Source organism: Paucilactobacillus suebicus DSM 5007 = KCTC 3549, from assembly GCF_001434475.1.
Classification (GTDB): Bacteria; Bacillota; Bacilli; order Lactobacillales; family Lactobacillaceae; genus Paucilactobacillus; species Paucilactobacillus suebicus.
This window is the reverse complement of record NZ_AZGF01000014.1, coordinates 23,488-42,091: the sequence shown is the minus strand read 5'-3', so window position 1 is coordinate 42,091 and position 18,604 is coordinate 23,488. Positions and strand designations below refer to the sequence as shown.

Below are 18,604 nucleotides of genomic sequence, written 5' to 3'. Positions count from 1 at the left end.
ACAAGCTAGCCACAATAGCTACTTCTCTACATTCTTACCATCATAATCATCAATCAAGATTTGTTTCAAATCTGAGATTAATGGTTCCTTTGGGTTGGCGACAGTACATTGATCTTCATAAGCCAATTCAGCCATATGATCTACAGACTTGTCAAAATCAGCTTTCTTAACTCCATTCCCTTTCAAACTCAAGTTAACACCAACAGCGTGTGCCAACTTGATGAGCTTCTGAACTAATCCATCAATTAATTCTTCGTCCGTATTACCTTGCACCCCGACATACCGCGCTAGATCGGCATAATCCTTGTTTGCATGGAAATATTCATACTTAGGCCATGCTTGGAACTTCTGTGGTTCCTTCGCGTTATATTTAACAACGTGAGGGTAAGTAATTGCGATACACAATCCATGAGGAAGTCCGAATTCCCCACCAAGCTTATGAGCAACTGAGTGGTTTACACCCAAGAAGGCATTTGCAAATGCCATTCCGGCAAGGGCAGAAGCATTATGCATTTCTTCTTTAGCGTGTTGGTCTCCATTGTAAGATGCTTCCAAGTTATCAAAGACCAGCTTGGCAGCTTGCAGTGACCACGGGCGAGTATAATCTGAAGCTAATGCCGAAACATATGATTCAGTAGCATGTGATAAAACATCAAGTCCAGAAAATGCAATGGTACGCTTTGGTACTGTTTGGATAAATTGTGGATCCACGATTGCCACATCTGGAGTCAAAGCGTAGTCAGCCAATGGGTACTTGACATGTGTCTTGCTATCAGTGATAACGGCAAATGGTGTCATTTCTGATCCAGTTCCTGAAGTTGTTGGAATTGCCACAAACTTAGCCTTGTTTGGTGTGCCAAACTTGTAAGTCCGTTTGCGGATATCGAGGTACTTCTGCTTAGCACCAAAGAAGCTTGACTCTGGATGCTCATAGAACATCCACATATTCTTACCAGCATCCAGTGCAGAACCACCACCAATGGCAATGATCGTATCTGGCTCGAATTCACGGATCTGTTTCAAACCACGTTCAACAGTATCTGTTGATGGATCTGGTTCAATATCTGAGAAGATTTCGTATTGCATTTCGTTGCCATTAGGACGACGTTTTAATTCATTAATCACGATGTCCGCATAGCCAAATTTAACCATACTTGGATCACTGATAATCATAACCTTTTTAACACCCGGCATATCTTCTAGATAACGAACCGAAGTTTTTTCAAAGTATACTCGAGGAAGTTTTACCCATTGCATGTTATTACGTCTCTTTGCGATCGTTTTAATGTTGATTAAATCAAATGATGAAACGTTATGTGAAATAGAATTTTTGCCCCATGATCCTGTTCCCAATGTTAGAGAAGGAATCATTTCGTTATACATATTACCAATACCACCCAAAGCTGATGGTGTATTAACAATCACACGACTAGCCTTCATTTTGATACCAAACTTCAGAATCAAATCATCGTCTTGTGACTGAATTCCAGCTGTGTGACCCAATCCACCGAAGTGAAGTAATGCATCACATAGATCAAATGCATTTTGCGTATTCTTGGCGTGATAGATAGTCAACACTGGTGAAAGTTTTTCTGCGGAAAGTAATTCTTGAGGGCCAACTTCACTAATTTCAGCCACTAAAATTTTAGTTTCCTTTGGCACCTTGATACCAGCTAACTTAGCAATGTTGTAAGCTGACATACCTGGAATTGGTCCACGTACACCACCACGCTTTGGATCAAACATTGCATCACGCAAAGCCTTTTGATCCTTTTTGGCAACAAAGAAGGCATTGTGTGCCTTAAATTCTTGGCAAACTTCCTCATAAATTTCATCATCAATAACGGCACTATTTTCAGAAGCGCAGATCATACCATTATCAAATGTTTTTGAAAGTAAAATATCGTTAACAGCTCGTTTGATATTGGCAGTCTTTTCGATGTAAACAGGTCCATTACCGGGACCAACACCTAAAGCTGGTTTACCAGTTGAGTATGCAGCTTTAACCATGGCTGGTCCACCAGTGGCGAGGACACTTGCTACACCATCATGATTGATTAAGGCAGTTGTTGCATCCAAACTAGGCTTATCAATCCACTGAATAATATTTTCTGGTGCACCAGCTTCAACAGCAGCCTTTAAAACAATCTTAGCGGCCGCAACACTACTACTTTGTGCTTGTGGATGGAAGGCGAAAATAATTGGGTTACGAGTTTTAACTGCTAACAATGATTTAAAAATAGTTGTTGAAGTTGGGTTGGTAACTGGTGTGATGCCGGCGATTACACCTAAAGGTTCAGCAACCGTAATCAATTGACGTTCTTTATCATCTTTAATTACGCCAACAGTTTTATCATTTTTGATGGTGTGCCAAATATATTCTGAAGCATAGATATTTTTAACGGCTTTGTCTTCAACAACACCACGATGAGTTTCTTCAACGGCTAACTCTGCTAATTCCATGTGATGGTCCAATGCAGCCATCGCCATCTGATGGACGATATGATCTATTTTCTCTTGATCATAATCATCAAGCTCATCCAATGCAGTGTGACCATTAGCAACTAATTTGTTGATCATCTTAGAAACGTCAACTTCTTCTTTAACAGGTTCTTTTATCATTTTTAAATACCTCCATTACCAATTAGAATTGTTGTGAATTAATTAACATGAACACAGTATAATCCATTTTTGCATTTTGTAAAGTGTTTTATAAAACGTTTTTATATAATTCGCAAAAATCGTTGTGTAGCAAATAAAAGCGCATACAAAATTTCACAATTTCAAATGCCTGTGTATTTAGTATTCATCAGAGATATTGTGAAGAAAAGAACTACTATTCAAGTGAAAAAATTTTTTTTAATGTTTCGTGATCTAAATTAAGATTCATCACTTTTAAGGCCAATGGACAAGTTCTTGCTTTTCAAATATTATAGTTTTATACTTTTAATCAAATAATTAACGTCAAATTACATTAAGTAGTTGCTTATCTGGGTGTCAGAAAGTTGGTGGTTGCTGCGAACCAATCAGGGTAAGTTTTACGAAATACCGTAATATAATGACAATGGTCAATAGCTAGAATCCATTATCTTCTAGTGAGTGGTGCGTATGATACGCACAATTTGGGTGGTACCACGGTCAAAGTTCAATCGTCCCTATTGCATTGGTTTGCAATAGGGACGATTTTTATTTAGGAGGAAATTAAGATGTTTCAAACTACTAATGGCGGTATTGGCCGATATTAATTAACCGATCTATCTCACAACAATATCTGATAAATGAGGCTAAAAACTATGATGAAAATTAAATTAAGTTTACGAGAAGCAATTATTGTATTGATTATTATCTTGGCAATTATGGGATATGGGGTAATTGGATTAGGTCTGTCACCACAGGTTCCCGTTTTATTGGCAATTACAGTCACGATTTTCTGGGCTAAATTCAAAGGCCTAAGCTGGGATCAAATTAACGCTGGGATCAAAGATGGCATTGATAAAGGAATCATCCCCATTGTCATTTTCATTCTCATTGGTGCAATGATTAGTACTTGGATCGCAGCCGGTACGATTCCCACCATGATGGTGATTGGCTTCAAAGCACTAAATGCTCAATGGTTTTTGCCAACAGTCTTTCTGGTTTGTTCACTCGTTGGCGCGGCAGTTGGTAGTTGCTTTACAGTAGTATCAACCGTAGGAATCGCCTTTTTTGGCATCGGTGTCACAATGAACTTTAATCCCGCTTTGGTAGCTGGTGCCATTGTTTTTGGTGGTGTATTTGGTGACAAACTTTCACCGCTTTCTGAAACCAATAACTTGGCCGCAGCGGTCGTTGATACCGACCTATTCGATCACATGAAAACTATTTTATGGTCAACCATTCCCGCTGCGGTTATTTCTACAATTGCATTTGCGATACTTAGTTTAGGCCACAATCATGCTAACATGACCAAAATTCATACAACCGTGACCGCCTTAAATAGCGATTTTAGTATTTCAATTATTGCTTTAATTCCAATCGTTTTAGTATTCGTATGTGCTGGATTCAAAATGGCAGCCATCCCTACCATGCTGCTAAACGTTTTTGTTTCGGCTATCATGATGTTTTTTAACAATCCCGGACTTACCATCGCCAAGATGAGCGATATTATTTTGAATGGCTATGTAACCAAAACATCTAACCACGAAGTTAATTTACTACTCTCACGTGGTGGAATTGTCAGCATGATGCCAACTGTTGCGCTGATTGTTTTAACACTTTCATTAGGTGGCTTATTAGTTAATTTTGGTTTAATCAGTGCTGTAATGGCACCATTAGCACATCACCTGAACAGCCACGCCAAATTGGTAACTGCTGCAATTGCATCATGTATTGGTGTTAATATTTTTGTTGGTGAACAGTTTCTCTCGATCATTTTACCTGGACGTTCATTTAAGAAAACATTTAACGATGGCGGTCTTGATAATTCCGCACTAGGTCGTGTGTTGGAAGATGGTGGTACAGTTCTTAACTACTTAGTTCCATGGGGTGTTGGCGGTGTGTTTATTGCAAACACTCTTGGTGTACCAACAATCCAATACCTGCCGTTTGTCTTCCTCAGTTTGCTTTGCCCCGTCTTTTCATTGATTAGTGGGTTTACCGGTATTGGACTGCATACTAGCGATTACTCGAAGACAGGCGTTGAAGAGTAGGAGCAGGTTTTTTTATGGCAGCTTTGTTGAAATGAACTACACAGACCAGCTTTCTGCGCTTAACCAAACAAAGAGCACGACCCCAAAGTTCAGGGATCATGCTCTTTGTTCCGTTAATGCTCAAAAGCTAACCGGTCTGTTCCGTTCTCTGCTCTAAAATGAACTACACGAACCAGTTCCCTGCGCTTAACCAAATAAAGACCAGCAACTCTCACAATTCGAGAGTTACTGGTCTTTATTCCGTTATTGCTCAGGAACTAAACGGCTCGTTCTGTTCTCTATTACTTAATACGTCTCTAACGTCTCCAACAAATTGCATACTAAACTCTTACGTTCCTCTTCCGTTTCATAGAGCGGTGCATCGTGTGCGTAGATGTTACAAAGTTCAGTAGCTGCCTTGTCTGATCTGCATTCTTTTCGAATCAAACTCAACAACTCACTTGCCGACAGCTGATCTTGCGTTGTTTGGTCAATATAGTTCATTGGATCTACCTCTCCTTTGATTGACTATCCTCCACGTAACCCGGTAAAGTTGCCGTAAACCCAAAAGTTAGGGTCAGTAAACTAATTAGAATCATAAAAGCAAACGAAAAATTATAATTGCCAGTCCAATCTTTTAGCCATCCAAACACCAACGGACCCAGAGTTGCCAACATATAGCCGACAAATTGAGCAATCGATGATAGAAATGCCGCACCTCCAGCCGTTTTACTTCGTAGGTTAAATAACTGAAACGCGGCGGGTACCGTCAATAATCCTGGTGCTGCAATGACCACCCACGCCCATGATAACCCAGGCACGAGCCAAAATCCAATAAATGTTAGCGTTTGCAAGAAGACCGCCAACACAATTAAGTAGTATGGATGCTTCATCCTACCAATCACTAGTGGAACAATAATTGAATGTCCAATGCCCAGAATATTATATAAGAACATCATTGTCCCAATATTGTGACCGCTGAATCCAACCGTTGCAAGATAACTCGGCAGCCAGTTGATCATCGTGTACATTGGTAACATGCCGCCAACTCCAAATAGCAGAGCAATTGAAATCGTCATTTTCATTTGATAATGCGGGTGACTACTATTCCTCGTTTTGTCCGATATCTTAACAGTAACTTCTTGTCGATTCAAAACTGTTTGCATCAACCACGGTAATGCTGCTACCAGGCCCACAATTGCCCAAATTCCTAGAGAAAATCTCCATCCCAACGTGTTAACAGTATCTGATGAAATTATCGAAGGTGTCCCCGCTGATACAGCCAGTAAAACTGCATAAATGGCAGTTACCATACCAATATGATCTGGAAAATATTTCTTAAACAGTGGTGGCAATAACGTGTTGCCAAACGCCATTCCGGCTAATGCAACGATTGTACTGGTCGCAAAGCCAATGAAAGTTGGCGCTAGAATCCTTAACCCCAGTCCTAAAGTCACAAAGATCATTGAAATTAATAGCGATATTTCATAACCAAAACGACGAGCCAATAATGGCGCTAATAAACCAAATATGGCAAACGAGATTAAGGGCAACGTTCCAATCATCGATATATCAAAACCGTGAACACTTGATGCCACTGAATTAAAGATGTCGGATAATGACGTGACAGCTGCTCTCAGGTTGAGTGAGCTCAAAATTACACCCACAAAAACAATGGCCGTGCCACGGAGACGGTTTCTTTGAATCATGCTAATACTTCTTTCAATCACTTAATTGTTAGCAGTTTAACGAGAATTTACGTGCGGTTCAATTATAAGATGAGGTATCCAAGAATCCTTGTTATACCAGCTAGTCCAGCGTCCAGTAATTTTTAAAGTTAAGGTATTAATGATTTACATGTGTGTTTATTATAGTTAAACTAAATATTATATATAGGTATTAACTATGAGGTGAGTCAAGTGAATCTAAACCAGTTAAGGTACTTCAAATCAATCGTTGAAACAGGCAGCTTTCAGCGAGCTGCCAATATTTTAAAAGTGTCACAGCCATCCGTGAGCAATGCCATTATTAAGCTTGAAGCAGAGCTAAACACTCAATTATTTGATCGAACTAACCGTGATCTGCAAGTAACACCACAGGGTATGGATTTTTATTACTACGTTAACGAATCACTCGCTACATTAGATAGCGGCGCTAAGCAAATTCACGTTCACAGCACTAAGAACACTAAATTAAATCTTGGATTTTTCTTCTCAATTGGTTCCCAGTTCATCCCCCAAATGATCAGTGAATACTGGAAACATTATCCAGATGATCAATTTAAGTTCATTCAAAAAAGCTCATATAATTTACAGAACGCATTAATTAATCGCGATTGTGATGCCGTGGTTTGCTCATTACCGGCCAAACAAAATCCACACTATATTTACACACCAATCCTAAGACAGAACTTTGTGGTTGCTGTCAGTACACAACATCGATTGGCGCGAAGACATCGAATTTCACTCAATGAATTAGATGGTGAAACGTTACTGACTTTTCCACTGCAAAGCATCGCACGACAGTATATCAATAACTTGTTGATCGCAGAACACATTTCACCAAAACAAACGATCGATTTTGAAGAAGACCGCACCATTTTAGGATTTGTTGCCAAAAATATTGGCTACGCAATACTCCCTAAGACTGAAGTGACTACCTTTCCAGGAATTAAAGCATTAACCTTATCGGAAATTATTCCATTTCAAAATATTTACCTCGGCTATCCTAACGAAACCGATCATAATCCGGGATTAAGGCGCTTTGTTGAATTTACTAAACAGTATTGTCAGAAACACTACGATGAATTTAGTTAGTGCAATATGATTTCTTGACACTTAATCCTAATTTCTGTAAATTAGATCTATAGTTAATCGGAGCGTCTTAAAATAGACGGATAAGATATATTTCGGACGGCAAAATGCCAGACAAGATTATACACATCTTGCCTGGTATTTTTTCGTTCTTAGGAGGAAAGCGGACATCATGACAACTTCAAAATCTCTATGGACAAAAAATTTCATTATTCTTTTTATTTGTAACGCTCTGTTGTTTATGTCTTATAACATGCAAGTCCCTGTGCTACCACTTTATGGCAAAAAGCTCGGTATGGATGCAGCTCAAATCGGCTTGTTCGTTGGAGCATTGATGTTTGCTGGTCTCATTGTCCGTTTCTTTTCTGGTAGACTACTCAAATACTTTTCAAAGAAATTATTATTGATCGTAGGCGTTAGTCTGTATTTGCTCACATCAATCGGTTATCCTCTACTGACACCATTCGCATTTTTAATTGTGTTACGAGTCATTAATGGGTTAGGACACGGACTCGCAACCACCTACTTTGCGACAGCGGCGGCAGATGAATTACCGATGAACCACCTTGGTCAAGGCATGGGCATGTTCGGCGTCAGCAGTATGTTGACTGCGTCACTTGCACCATTAATTGCAATTCCACTCGTTGAACATTTCTCATTTAATGCATTTTTTATTTTTTGTGTCATTATTTTGGCCATTGCAACAATGCTATTAATCTTTTTTTCACCAAGTTCGACTCAAGTAAATGTTCATCAAGCTCAATCATTGTGGGCCGGTTTTGATAGAAACTTTATTCCGCATGACATTCTCATGATGTTTCTTGGCATCATCACGAGTGGTGTTTTATCTTACATCACATTGTTTACACAAAAAGTAGGCATTGCTGGTGTTGCTTGGTTTTTCTTTGCTTCTTCAGTAGTGGGTGTTTTAATGCGCCCGTCCATGGGCCGTTTGCTGGATCAGCGAGGACCATTTTTCACGATGATTCCCAGCATTATCTGTATGATCATTAGTCTAATTCTAATTATTTTGGTCAATAGTACCGTAATGTTAATTATTGCGGGCATCTTTTTTGGCGCTGCTGATGGTGCTATTTTTCCAACACTCCAATCATGGGTATTGAAGGATGCACCCATCGACAGACGTGAATCAATTACCGGTGTATTTTTGAACTGTTACGATTTAGGAATGGGGCTAGGATCGTATTTAATGGGGATCATTATTGATTGGACTTCTTACACAGTGATGTTTTCTGTTTTAACAGGTTTAACCGTTATTTACCTACTTATCTCAGTTACTTTTAAGTACCGGTTAAAGACTTTTTCAAATTTATAATCGTATTGCGCAAATTTAATTTTAAGAGGACAATATCGGAAGTAAAGGAATTACTTATTTTACTCTGGAGGGATTATTTGTTTAGTCTAGTTACAAAGGGTTCCCAACGCAACAAAATTGCCATGATTTTGATTGGTTTGATTATTTTGTTTGGTAGTGATTATCTGCTTCAAATGATGCACTTAGGTCATTCATCCATTCAATATTTCGGACTACGAATTTTTATCATTCTCATTGCGATTATTAACTTATTTACTCTTGGGACAAATAAAATCACTAGCCAGCGCATTGGCTATCGTCGTCCAGTCAGAACAGCATGGATCTTAACAATTATTTGTTTAGTCATTGTTTTCATGATGAGTGGTTTTATTATTAACGTTGCTCAAGTTATTGAACAACCCAACCACATATTACAGGTTATTATAATGGCACTTTCAGCCGGAATGTTTGAAGAAACCGTCTGCCGTGGCTTAATGTTTTCCGTGTTTGCAAACATGGCTAAGAATGGTAAGCATCCGTTATTATGGGCCGGCATCCTAAACAGCGCAATTTTTGGTCTGTTGCATTTAAACAATTACTTTAGTAATGGCCAGGGACTTAACATCACCGTTCAACAAGTGTTCTACGCTTTTGCGATTGGATTAACATTTTCAGTCGTTCATATTGCTACTAATGGTTTATGGGTTGGAATTATCCTGCATACATTATTTGATTTTCAACCAACGATTAGTTCTGCAATTACGCAGGCTAATAATTGGATTGTTTTATTGATAATATTTGTACCAATTATTATTATTGCTATCTTTTACTTGGTAAAGGCTGATAGCCTTGTTAAGCCTGGGATGGATATTCGGTTTAATATTCAATACTAAAAATGGCAAGTTCAGTTTTTATATCTGAACTTGCTATTTTTTTGGTTGGTTTTCAAATGTGTGCTTGAATGCTTTTTTGTCGAAACGTGCTTATCAAGCACTGAGGCCCAATAAATTAAGACGTCCACGTAAATCAATCGCAAAACTCGCGATTAATCTACGTGGACGTCTTAATTTACAAGCCTCAACCCGTGCTTGAACGCACTCTAGTTGAAATGTGCTTATCTGTCGCAGACGCCTAACGTGTAAAGCAACTATGGCCATCAATTGTCAAAAAACGACAATCGATGGCCATAGTCACTTTACACACCGGCATCTAAACGCGACATAACGCACTCTAGTTTATTTTTCTCTTCGGGTTCAACAATCCCATTGGATCAAACAATGCCTTGATTTGGTGCTGGATTTGATCCACATCCTCACCAAGCTCTTCATTGTTCCACTGATTCTTTAACATCCCGACGGCGTGTTCGCCTGAAATAGTGCCACCTAAATCTAGTGTCTTATGGAACATTAATTGTAATGCTTCAACGACAGCTTGTGGCGTGTCAGTCTCTTCCTTTGACCATACAATCGTTGGATGCACATTACCATCACCGGCGTGACCAGCTACATAAATCTTCAAATTGAGTTTTTGACCAAGTTCAGCAATATAATCCATCATTGGTGCTAACTTGGACAACGGCATTGCCATATCTTCCATGATATGATTTTGACCGGCAAAAATCGCTGGTAACATATCACGACGCAACTTTTCCAGATCGGCCTGTTCCTGCTCATCGCTGGTAATTTGAATATGGTTGGCCTCGTATTTACTCATTAGTTCATTCAGTACTTTTTCGGTTTCAGGCGTGCTGCTGTCAATCTTAAATATTAACATTGCCCCACTGTTATCACTGTAGTGAGTATGTTCATAACGATCAAGAGCTACAATTGTTGCATTATCAAGAGCCTCCAGCATGCTTGGATAAACACCTGAAATTCTGATAGCAGTGACAGCCTTGGCTAGTTTAGTCATATCGTCAAAGAATGCAATTCCCATTGTGGGTGTTCCTAATGGAATTGGCATTAACTTAACTGTAACTTCCGTAATAACACCAAGTGTGCCTTCCGATCCGACAAACAATTGAGTTAAATTATAACCAAACGCCTGCTTCAATGTCCGACCGCCGAGTTTAATTTCTCGACCATCAGCAAGCACAGCTTTTAGCCCAAGTACGTTATCCTTGGTAGCCCCATACTTAACAGTGCTCATTCCACCGGCATTCGTTGAAGCGTTACCGCCGACGCTTGAGATTGGTTTTGAACCAGGATCTGGAGCGTAAAACATCCCCTGTTTACGAGCCTCCGCATCCAAGTCACCATTAATCACCCCTGGCTGTACAACTGCGACAGAATCTTCCTTGCTGATTTCGATGATCTTGTTCATCTTATCCGTTGAAAGAATAAAGCTACCTTCAACGCCATCCGCACCGATAACTGTACTGGTAAAACGTCCTTGTGGTACAACTGGAATATGATACTTACGGGCTGTCTTCATGACGCCCTTAATATCTGCAGATGAACCGGCCTCAACAAATGCCAAAGCTAATCCACTATCGTCTCCCGTTAAATTAGGACTGTAAGATTGTTTTTGCAGAATTTCATGATCTGTTAAAACATCACCATCTTTAACCTGATCCTTCAAGAAAGTAATAATTTCATCGTCCGAATATGCTTTAAAAACAGTCATTTTCCACGTTCCTTTCTATACTTCATCGTTAAATTTACCTTGCTCCTGGTTAATCTTACGCTTAAACAGTGGAATAAATCGACCATTTGCTTTATTATTGTTTCCAAGAGAAACAATAACGCAATCTTCAAAATGAGTCAATAAAGAAGGAAGATTAAAATGACTAAATTTGATTATTTTAAACAGTCAATTGAACCCAGCATTCAAACAATTGCAATGCAGAGATCAACCGGTGATGAATTTGAAAAACAGTGGATTAGGGACAGACTTCGGGACCCGCACTTATGTGACATTATCGATCAGTTATCAATCATTAATATGCACACGTTGAAAGCAATTGCGACAAACCATTTGATCAACGGAGTCGAACTATCTTCTAAATTAGGTGTCACACGTAGCACCATCTCCAAATCAACCAAACGTTTAGTTGATTTCGGGTTAATTAGGTATGAGCAAACGGAAGACAACCAAAAAGAACGACATTATTGCATCACAGATACTGGTAAGATAATTAACATTCAACACGAAGCATTGGAAACATATATTGAAAAACAAATCCACGGACTAATTAACGATTTTCCTGAAGATTCGTTGGAAACAGTAGCCAAATTTTTACGTGGTATAGCGGAAATTCATCCGTAAAATGTACAAACAGAAACTTTTAATAAGGCATTTATAAAAAGCAGGAAGCTACCAGTGAATCATCGGCGGCTTCCTCATTTTAATTTAGGCATTAAAGTTTCAATCAAAAATACTATCACTAATAATTTGTTTCAGATACCGTTGAGCTTCTTCAAGTGGCACCACTTTTTTTGAGAAAAAGCATTTTTTCAGCACTAGTAAGCATGTACTACTCAAGTATTCAGATAGCATGTCAGCAGGTAATTTACTTTCAGTCACTTGCTCACACTGAAGAAAAATTGCATTCAAAGTATTATTGATCGAGCTTCTAAAGCTAGTCCATAATTGATCGTTAATGTCATTATGTTGCATGATCAATTGAATATCATCACGATTCTCTTGCACTAACTCATACGAACGACTAAAAAATAATTCAATAATTTGACTTGCTAATACCCGCTTACCGTCATCAAAGTTTAGCTTAACTATTTGTTCATTCCAGCATTGGTTCATTAGATCAAATTTGTCATTAAAGTAATTATAAAACGTTGAGCGTGGATAATGACTTTCAGTGCAAATCTCTTGCACAGTTATCTTTTCAAAAGACTGATGTTCCAGTAACTTAAACATTGCGCTAGAAAAATCGCGGACCGTTCGTTGCTTATTACTACTTTGGTTAATTTTAAGATCTCGCTGCATTTTGTACGCCTCACAAATAGACAATTCTGCTTAATTGTCCATATTTGGACACTTCACTTAGATTGTCACTCGAAATATTTATTAAGAAATTCTATCATTGATTACGTGCTTGGACAAGTGTCCATAATTTAATTAATGAAAGGAATATCATGTTTAAAAAGCGCAAAAGGTATGTAGCAATTTTAGTTTTCATGGCCTTGTTGATTGGACTAGTAGCATATGTGCATCACTTTGTCACATCAATTTCATCAACAGCTCAGACAGCCCTGAAAAGTAATTCACTAGTAAAAGTAACCAATGGCAGTCAAAAAACCGTTTTTAAACCTAAAAATGGTATTAAGCGTGCCCTAATTTACTATCCGGGTGCGACAGTGACCGAAAAAGGATTTAGTTATGTAGCGCAAAAATTAGCCAAAAATAAAACTGAAGTGTTCGTGGTTCACGCCCCATACTATATTCCATTAATCAAAATGAAGTCATTAAAGTACGGTGATCAAATTAGAAAGCAGCATCCTCAAATTAAGCACTGGTTTATGATGGGTTATTCTCAGGGTGGCCGAGCCGCCTCATTTTATTTGCTAAAAACAAAATATAAGTATGACGGATTTATTTTAAACGACAGCATTGTTAGTTCAGGCAAAGGTAAATCACTTTATCAACAGAGAAACAATTTTACCGAACCCGTGTTGGCCATCAGAGGTACTAAGGATGGAATGTTTCCTAAAAATACTTTAAAGCCCAACCACACCTACTATCCAAAAAACACTCAGTTTGTCGCAATTAAGGGTGCCAATCACTCGAATATGACAATGTGGAATGGTGCATCAAAAATTCCAGGTGATGAGAAGGCCAACATTACTAAGCGCCAACAAAATAATGAACTTAGCAATATTATTACCAAATTCATGAACCAAAATATGTAGTTTAAAACAGACTACTTCAATATTTAGTTTTACGTGGCTTTCACGTTAAATTAAAAAAACAAGGTCTGAGAAATTTGCATTTTCTCAGGCCTTGTTTAGTTTCTCATTACTTATCCAAACTATGCTTAAACACTGGCATCACAACGTCATCAACGATATCAACCAGATCCTTTTTAGTTAGCATTCCTTGTGACAACACGGTGCTAATCAGTAACACTGCTGGTAAGCTCGTCACCCGCGCATCCATGTTATCCATTTTAACCTCACCACGCTCATCGGCACGGTGCAAAATAGGCGTAATTATTTTAGTAATCGGCGCTTCATCACCAGAGATATGCTCAAATAAACCGTAGATTTGATCCCCAACCTGATCAGCAATTAGTCCCTGAACAGCTTCCTTACCAAGTACTTCAAATAATTGAATTGGTGGTTCCATCATTGTAACTAGATCATCGCGTAAATTACCAGTATCTACCGGATCCATATTAACTTTGGGGCCAAACTCTTTAAATGAATTAATTAAGATAATTGCCTTGTTCGGCCACCGACGGTAAAGTACCGTCTTGGTTGTTTCAGCACGTGCGGCAATACCTTCCATGGTTAATTTATCATAACCCTTATCTTGAAACTCGTTCCAAGCGGCTTCCAGCAAGTCATGTTCTAGTTCTTTGCCACGTCTTCTTTTTGAATGTTCATTTTTTGTCATAATTTTTCACCTAATTAGCTTGCATTTTTATCTAAACAAGTTTAAGATCTTGAATTATAGATACGATCGTACCTTATTCAAGCTTGATAATTTAACGATAGTATACCATAAATTCAATTTTAGATGACTATAGTATCTAAAATAATAAGAGGTCTTAAACATGACAAAGAAAAATAGTTTGGGCAGTATTGCCTTTGTTTTAATTATTGGTGCAATTGCACCAATGCTTGACACCACCATGACCAACATTGCCATCAGTACCATCATGAATGATCTTAATACATCTGTGGGTACCGCACAATGGGTCACTACCGGTTATGTTTTAACATTAGGAATTGTTATTTTGTTCACCGGATGGGCCGTTGACAAATTTGATGGTAAAAAGCTCTACATCAGTGGCTTATTAATATTCTTGGTTGGCTCAATTATTTCTGGAATGGCTAACAATATTACTATTCTGATGGTTGGCCGCCTAATTCAAGGTGCCGGATCAGGGATCATTATTCCATTACTAACAACACTTATTATAAGAGCAGCCAACGGTGTTGGACTTGGTAAGTTAGCGGCCACCATTGGTTTGCCAATGGTTGTCATTCCAATTCTCGGCCCAACAGTTGGCGGGTACATTATCGATCAGTTAAATTGGCACTGGATTTTTTACATCAACATTCCAATTGTTGCCATTGCTCTAGTCCTCATACTTATCTTTATGCCACATTTCGAACCATTAAAGAAGGATTCTAAGCTCGATTGGATTGGATTTATCATTCTTAGTGGTATGTTCAGTGGATTGCTGGTCGGTATTGTTAACTTTAGCAGTCACAATACGTTTTCGAGTTTAGATGTTTTACTACCCATTTTTCTTGGCTTAGATTTACTAGTTGCTTATGTTTTTTACGCTCACAAATATCCGCAGCGGGCATTGGTAAACCTTAACATGTTCAAAGTTCCTAACTTTTCCGGCTCTACCGTAATCTTACTAATGTCAGGTGTAGCAGTCAATGGCGCCATGTTTATCTTACCGTTATATTTGCAAAACGTCCGTGGCCTAAGTGTGATCTGGTCAGGAACCTATTTAATTGCACAAGGTCTTGGTTTACTAGTTACCAGAACTCAGGTCGGCAAATTAACGGATAGTATTGGCGCTCGCTGGGTTGTACTTGGTTCCATTGCTATTGCCGTTATTAGCACTATCCCATTTGTGTACTTCGATGCCAACACCAGTAAATATCTAATTTTGATTGCACTATTTGTGCGTGGTATGGCACAAGGTGGATTAACAATTCCCGTCATGGCTGATTCCTATATCAATATTCCAAAGGAACAAATCGCCCAAGCTACCACTGCTACCCGGATGTTGCAAAACGTTGGTGGTGCCTTTGGTTCAGCCGTTTTAGCGACGGTCATTCAAAACCAAACCAACGGACTTGTACCAACCGTTAGTAACTTAACTAGTGCCTACCACACTGCGTTTGTTTGGTCGATTGTGATTACCCTAGCTGCAGCAATTCCTGCCTGGTTCCTCACTCATCACACTGCAATCGCTAAAAATTCTGAATTGGCGGGTGAAAAATAATGTTAATTGCACTCAGTATCATTGCCGTTTTTATACTAGTGATTTTGATTGTAAATTCTAAAATTAAACATCGCTTAATTGGTATTGTAATCACGTTGATCCTACTACTTTGCTTGCAAGCGTTATTGTTGGCGGACGTGCACGAACATTGGGGCACCACTCTTGAAACTAGCAAAACTACTCAATCAATTAATTCAATCGCTGAATTACCAGGTAATCGCAACTTATTAGTTTACAAGAATGTCGGTAAAGGTCAGAATCAAAATCAAATTTATATCTATTCAGTTCTTAGTGATCGCCATATGACTTACTCAGACGGTGTCCAGATTAAACTTCACAGCACTATAAGTACTTCAGCAACTAGGACTAAAGCCATCACACGTTATCATTACACCAATAATTTTAGTCAGATTATGTTTGCAGGAATTGCTAACAATAATCAAGTTAAAAAAACAGTTGTGACGTTTAACCTGCCCAACAATTGGTCGGTTGTATCGAGTACTAATGCTACTAAAATTGGTAATTCTCTTAAGAAGAATCAAGTAGCAATGCAATCCACAATTAAAGACCAATTGACAACGGATATTAGTAATCAGCCTAAATTAGCTCAAAACAACAAAGCTCTCAGCAATGAAAAAGAAAAGCTAATTGGCAACTATGTTCAGCGGATCATTAATCAGCATCATAAAGTCAAAATTAATTAACAAAAGGATCTTCAGCGTGCTGAAGATCCTTTTGTTAATTACCAGCCAACATTACCATCTATGTTAGAGAAGGTGGCAGTAATTGTGCTATCTGAATCCGTTGCCAGTTCAACCGTTCTAGCAACTCCTTCACTCACTGGCAGACCACCGTGAGCCTTTGATACTTCTGGTGAAACCCCACCAAATTCGGTGGCCACCATGCCCGGATCAATTGCATTCACCGTAATTGGAACACCCGCATTGATGAATTCCTTAGCCAATTGAACAGTATACATGTTAGCTGCCGCTTTAGCTGACTGGTACCCAACAGCAACCGCACGATACACAGTGGAACTAGGATCTAACGCCGCAGTTTTAGAGCCCATCATACTCGAAATATTAATGATTTTAGCCCGAGAACTCTTTTTTAATAACGGCACCATTTTTTCAGTAACGTCAATTAAGCCAAAATAATTAATTTCAAAATCTTGGCGCACATCGTCAAGATTAATCGTGGAAGCCGCTTGGCGAAAATCAAATACTGCTCCTGCATTATTAATTAAAATAGATAGATAGCCATAATTAGTCTCAATTGTTTGAGCTGCCTGTTTAACAGAACTTGGATTGGTCACATCCAGTTGAACAACATCTGCTTTAATTCCTAAATGGGTTAATTGCTCGATGGCATCCTGACCCTTTCCAAGGTTTCGTGCGCCAATAATTACATGTTGACCCTTTTGTCCCAATTCCTTAGCAATTTCGAAACCCATACCACGGTTTGCACCGGTTACAAGCGTAATATTTTCATCCGCGCTCATCATTAATTACCTTCCTTTCAATTGATTAATAGCTAATGTAACACGCTGTTGTTACACCAGCGCAAGAAAAAGTATTTTTAGCTAAAAAAGTACGTATCGTGAATGTTAGTAGTGACATACCTTCTAAATCATCACTTACTTGATTGTTGATTTTAGTTGAATTAAGTTTTCTAAGATTTGATCCCGTACTTGACGAAACGCCATTAAAATTTCATCTTCAGTGCCTGTCGCTTGTGCTGGATCCATTAACGGCCAATGCAATTTGGCAACTGAATCTGGTGTGATTGGACATCTATCCCGTGCATCCCCACATAAAGTCACAACTAACTGACAACTGTTCAAATAAACGGGATCAATTAATTTTGAGCGCTGTTCACTGATGTCTATACCAGCCTCACGCATAACTCTCACCGCATTGATATCGACGCCATGTGCTTCAATTCCTGCGCTCTCTATATGCCACTGATCACCTAAAATATGCTTTGCAAATCCTTCTGCCATCTGACTACGACAGGAATTGCCTGTACAAATAAAATATATGTTTTTCAAATTCATCCTCCACAATGAATTATTTACCTATTCATAGTATTACAAACAACTTGAAATTGGTAAACATAATCTTTGGTAACACGTCACAATTATCATCTGCAAATCATTGAATTGTATTATATAATTAAGATAGTAAAATCAAACTGAGTACGCCGATAGATATAAAATCAATGGGTGCTGTCTGAGCGGCCATTAATTCAGAAAGGAAATCTAATCGATGAATGATGAACTGCAAAAATGGCAAGAACAATTTGAAGAACGAAACGAACGTAAACCAACTGAAGAAGAATTAGAAACTGCCAAAAAACATATTTCAAGAAACAGTAATGCCCAACATCACGTGAGAAGTACACATGTTGAAGAAAATTGGGTCAACGATGAGGATCCAAACAATCCTTTTCCACGCAGTCAGCAACAGCAAACAAGTAATAGCGATGCTCCTGCAAATGGACGATTTGCATGGGTGTTTGTTGTCGGGTTAGCTGCCTTAATCATAGTTGGTGGCATTATCGCCTTTAAGATTGGAACTGCTCACGGAACATCCTTGTGGTAAAAAATTGAATCAAGATAAGATACTAGAACAAAAGTACCTATTGATCTATAAACAGT

Annotated in this window: 17 protein-coding genes; 9 read left to right on the top strand and 8 right to left on the bottom strand. The window is 38.6% G+C overall.

The annotated features are described in order from the left end of the window. Positions 1-18: 18 nt before the first annotated feature. Positions 19-2,622 (bottom strand): bifunctional acetaldehyde-CoA/alcohol dehydrogenase, encoded by a 2,604-nt coding sequence (gene adhE / locus FD16_RS07115; protein ID WP_010622675.1) that lies wholly within the window; start codon positions 2,620-2,622, stop codon positions 19-21. Between the two features lie 671 nt (positions 2,623-3,293). Here adhE and nhaC point away from each other — a divergent pair. Next, positions 3,294-4,688 (top strand): Na+/H+ antiporter NhaC, encoded by a 1,395-nt coding sequence (nhaC, locus tag FD16_RS07110; RefSeq protein WP_010622674.1) that lies wholly within the window; start codon positions 3,294-3,296, stop codon positions 4,686-4,688. A gap of 285 nt (positions 4,689-4,973) precedes the next feature. On the opposite strand, the gene FD16_RS07105 is transcribed toward nhaC, so the two are convergent. Then, positions 4,974-5,171, bottom strand: a complete 198-nt coding sequence (locus tag FD16_RS07105; RefSeq protein WP_010622673.1) for a hypothetical protein — start codon at positions 5,169-5,171, stop codon at positions 4,974-4,976. Positions 5,172-5,176: 5 nt separating this feature from the next. Then, positions 5,177-6,376, bottom strand: a complete 1,200-nt coding sequence (locus tag FD16_RS07100; protein ID WP_010622672.1) for an MFS transporter — start codon at positions 6,374-6,376, stop codon at positions 5,177-5,179. 210 nt (positions 6,377-6,586) lie between these two features. On the opposite strand from FD16_RS07100, the gene FD16_RS07095 reads away from it, so the two are divergent. The 3 genes from FD16_RS07095 to FD16_RS07085 all read left to right on the top strand — a co-directional run bounded on the left by FD16_RS07095 (position 6,587) and on the right by FD16_RS07085 (position 9,688). Beyond that, positions 6,587-7,483, top strand: coding sequence for a LysR family transcriptional regulator (locus tag FD16_RS07095; RefSeq protein ID WP_010622671.1), 897 nt, complete (start codon positions 6,587-6,589; stop codon positions 7,481-7,483). Positions 7,484-7,652: 169 nt separating this feature from the next. After that, complete coding sequence (locus FD16_RS07090; RefSeq protein WP_010622670.1) at positions 7,653-8,816, top strand: MFS transporter; 1,164 nt, start codon at positions 7,653-7,655, stop codon at positions 8,814-8,816. A 77-nt stretch (positions 8,817-8,893) separates the two neighbouring features. After that, positions 8,894-9,688: a CPBP family intramembrane glutamic endopeptidase gene (locus FD16_RS07085; RefSeq protein ID WP_010622669.1), complete on the top strand. Its 795-nt coding sequence runs from the start codon at positions 8,894-8,896 to the stop codon at positions 9,686-9,688. A gap of 337 nt (positions 9,689-10,025) precedes the next feature. Here the strand turns inward: FD16_RS07085 and FD16_RS07080 are convergent, their stop codons facing one another. Then, positions 10,026-11,420 (bottom strand): FAD-binding oxidoreductase, encoded by a 1,395-nt coding sequence (locus tag FD16_RS07080; RefSeq protein WP_010622668.1) that lies wholly within the window; start codon positions 11,418-11,420, stop codon positions 10,026-10,028. Between the two features lie 159 nt (positions 11,421-11,579). Between FD16_RS07080 and FD16_RS07075 the strand changes: the two genes are divergently transcribed. Next, complete coding sequence (locus tag FD16_RS07075; RefSeq protein WP_010622667.1) at positions 11,580-12,062, top strand: MarR family winged helix-turn-helix transcriptional regulator; 483 nt, start codon at positions 11,580-11,582, stop codon at positions 12,060-12,062. A 99-nt stretch (positions 12,063-12,161) separates the two neighbouring features. On the opposite strand, the gene FD16_RS07070 is transcribed toward FD16_RS07075, so the two are convergent. Then, on the bottom strand, positions 12,162-12,740 hold the full coding sequence (locus FD16_RS07070; protein ID WP_010622666.1) for a TetR/AcrR family transcriptional regulator: 579 nt from the start codon (positions 12,738-12,740) through the stop codon (positions 12,162-12,164). Positions 12,741-12,889: 149 nt separating this feature from the next. Between FD16_RS07070 and FD16_RS07065 the strand changes: the two genes are divergently transcribed. Further along, a complete protein-coding gene (locus FD16_RS07065; RefSeq protein WP_010622665.1) occupies positions 12,890-13,663 on the top strand; it encodes an alpha/beta hydrolase in 774 nt (257 codons plus the stop codon). A 106-nt stretch (positions 13,664-13,769) separates the two neighbouring features. Here the strand turns inward: FD16_RS07065 and FD16_RS07060 are convergent, their stop codons facing one another. Continuing rightward, positions 13,770-14,369: a TetR/AcrR family transcriptional regulator gene (locus FD16_RS07060; RefSeq protein ID WP_010622664.1), complete on the bottom strand. Its 600-nt coding sequence runs from the start codon at positions 14,367-14,369 to the stop codon at positions 13,770-13,772. A gap of 160 nt (positions 14,370-14,529) precedes the next feature. Between FD16_RS07060 and FD16_RS07055 the strand changes: the two genes are divergently transcribed. Beyond that, positions 14,530-15,945, top strand: a complete 1,416-nt coding sequence (locus FD16_RS07055; protein ID WP_010622663.1) for an MDR family MFS transporter — start codon at positions 14,530-14,532, stop codon at positions 15,943-15,945. Beyond that, positions 15,945-16,649, top strand: a complete 705-nt coding sequence (locus tag FD16_RS07050; RefSeq protein WP_010622662.1) for a DUF4811 domain-containing protein — start codon at positions 15,945-15,947, stop codon at positions 16,647-16,649. The genes FD16_RS07055 and FD16_RS07050 overlap by 1 nt, the downstream gene beginning before the upstream one ends. Positions 16,650-16,687: 38 nt before the next feature. On the opposite strand, the gene FD16_RS07045 is transcribed toward FD16_RS07050, so the two are convergent. Further along, positions 16,688-17,449: an SDR family NAD(P)-dependent oxidoreductase gene (locus tag FD16_RS07045; RefSeq protein ID WP_010622661.1), complete on the bottom strand. Its 762-nt coding sequence runs from the start codon at positions 17,447-17,449 to the stop codon at positions 16,688-16,690. A gap of 132 nt (positions 17,450-17,581) precedes the next feature. Continuing rightward, positions 17,582-17,995: an arsenate reductase (thioredoxin) gene (gene arsC / locus FD16_RS07040; RefSeq protein WP_010622660.1), complete on the bottom strand. Its 414-nt coding sequence runs from the start codon at positions 17,993-17,995 to the stop codon at positions 17,582-17,584. A gap of 217 nt (positions 17,996-18,212) precedes the next feature. Between arsC and FD16_RS07035 the strand changes: the two genes are divergently transcribed. After that, positions 18,213-18,548: a hypothetical protein gene (locus tag FD16_RS07035; protein ID WP_010622659.1), complete on the top strand. Its 336-nt coding sequence runs from the start codon at positions 18,213-18,215 to the stop codon at positions 18,546-18,548. Positions 18,549-18,604: the final 56 nt, after the last annotated feature.

Bases quoted from the DNA above. Each gene is read 5' to 3' on its own strand.
- adhE (WP_010622675.1), bottom strand. From the start codon at position 2,622: ATGATAAAAGAACCTGTTAAAGAAGAAGTTGACGTTTCTAAGATGATC.
- nhaC (WP_010622674.1), top strand. From the start codon at position 3,294: ATGATGAAAATTAAATTAAGTTTACGAGAAGCAATTATTGTATTGATT.
- FD16_RS07105 (WP_010622673.1), bottom strand. From the start codon at position 5,171: ATGAACTATATTGACCAAACAACGCAAGATCAGCTGTCGGCAAGTGAG.
- FD16_RS07100 (WP_010622672.1), bottom strand. From the start codon at position 6,376: ATGATTCAAAGAAACCGTCTCCGTGGCACGGCCATTGTTTTTGTGGGT.
- FD16_RS07090 (WP_010622670.1), top strand. From the start codon at position 7,653: ATGACAACTTCAAAATCTCTATGGACAAAAAATTTCATTATTCTTTTT.
- FD16_RS07080 (WP_010622668.1), bottom strand. From the start codon at position 11,420: ATGACTGTTTTTAAAGCATATTCGGACGATGAAATTATTACTTTCTTG.
- FD16_RS07075 (WP_010622667.1), top strand. From the start codon at position 11,580: ATGACTAAATTTGATTATTTTAAACAGTCAATTGAACCCAGCATTCAA.
- FD16_RS07070 (WP_010622666.1), bottom strand. From the start codon at position 12,740: ATGCAGCGAGATCTTAAAATTAACCAAAGTAGTAATAAGCAACGAACG.
- FD16_RS07065 (WP_010622665.1), top strand. From the start codon at position 12,890: ATGTTTAAAAAGCGCAAAAGGTATGTAGCAATTTTAGTTTTCATGGCC.
- FD16_RS07060 (WP_010622664.1), bottom strand. From the start codon at position 14,369: ATGACAAAAAATGAACATTCAAAAAGAAGACGTGGCAAAGAACTAGAA.
- FD16_RS07055 (WP_010622663.1), top strand. From the start codon at position 14,530: ATGACAAAGAAAAATAGTTTGGGCAGTATTGCCTTTGTTTTAATTATT.
- FD16_RS07050 (WP_010622662.1), top strand. From the start codon at position 15,945: ATGTTAATTGCACTCAGTATCATTGCCGTTTTTATACTAGTGATTTTG.
- FD16_RS07045 (WP_010622661.1), bottom strand. From the start codon at position 17,449: ATGATGAGCGCGGATGAAAATATTACGCTTGTAACCGGTGCAAACCGT.
- FD16_RS07035 (WP_010622659.1), top strand. From the start codon at position 18,213: ATGAATGATGAACTGCAAAAATGGCAAGAACAATTTGAAGAACGAAAC.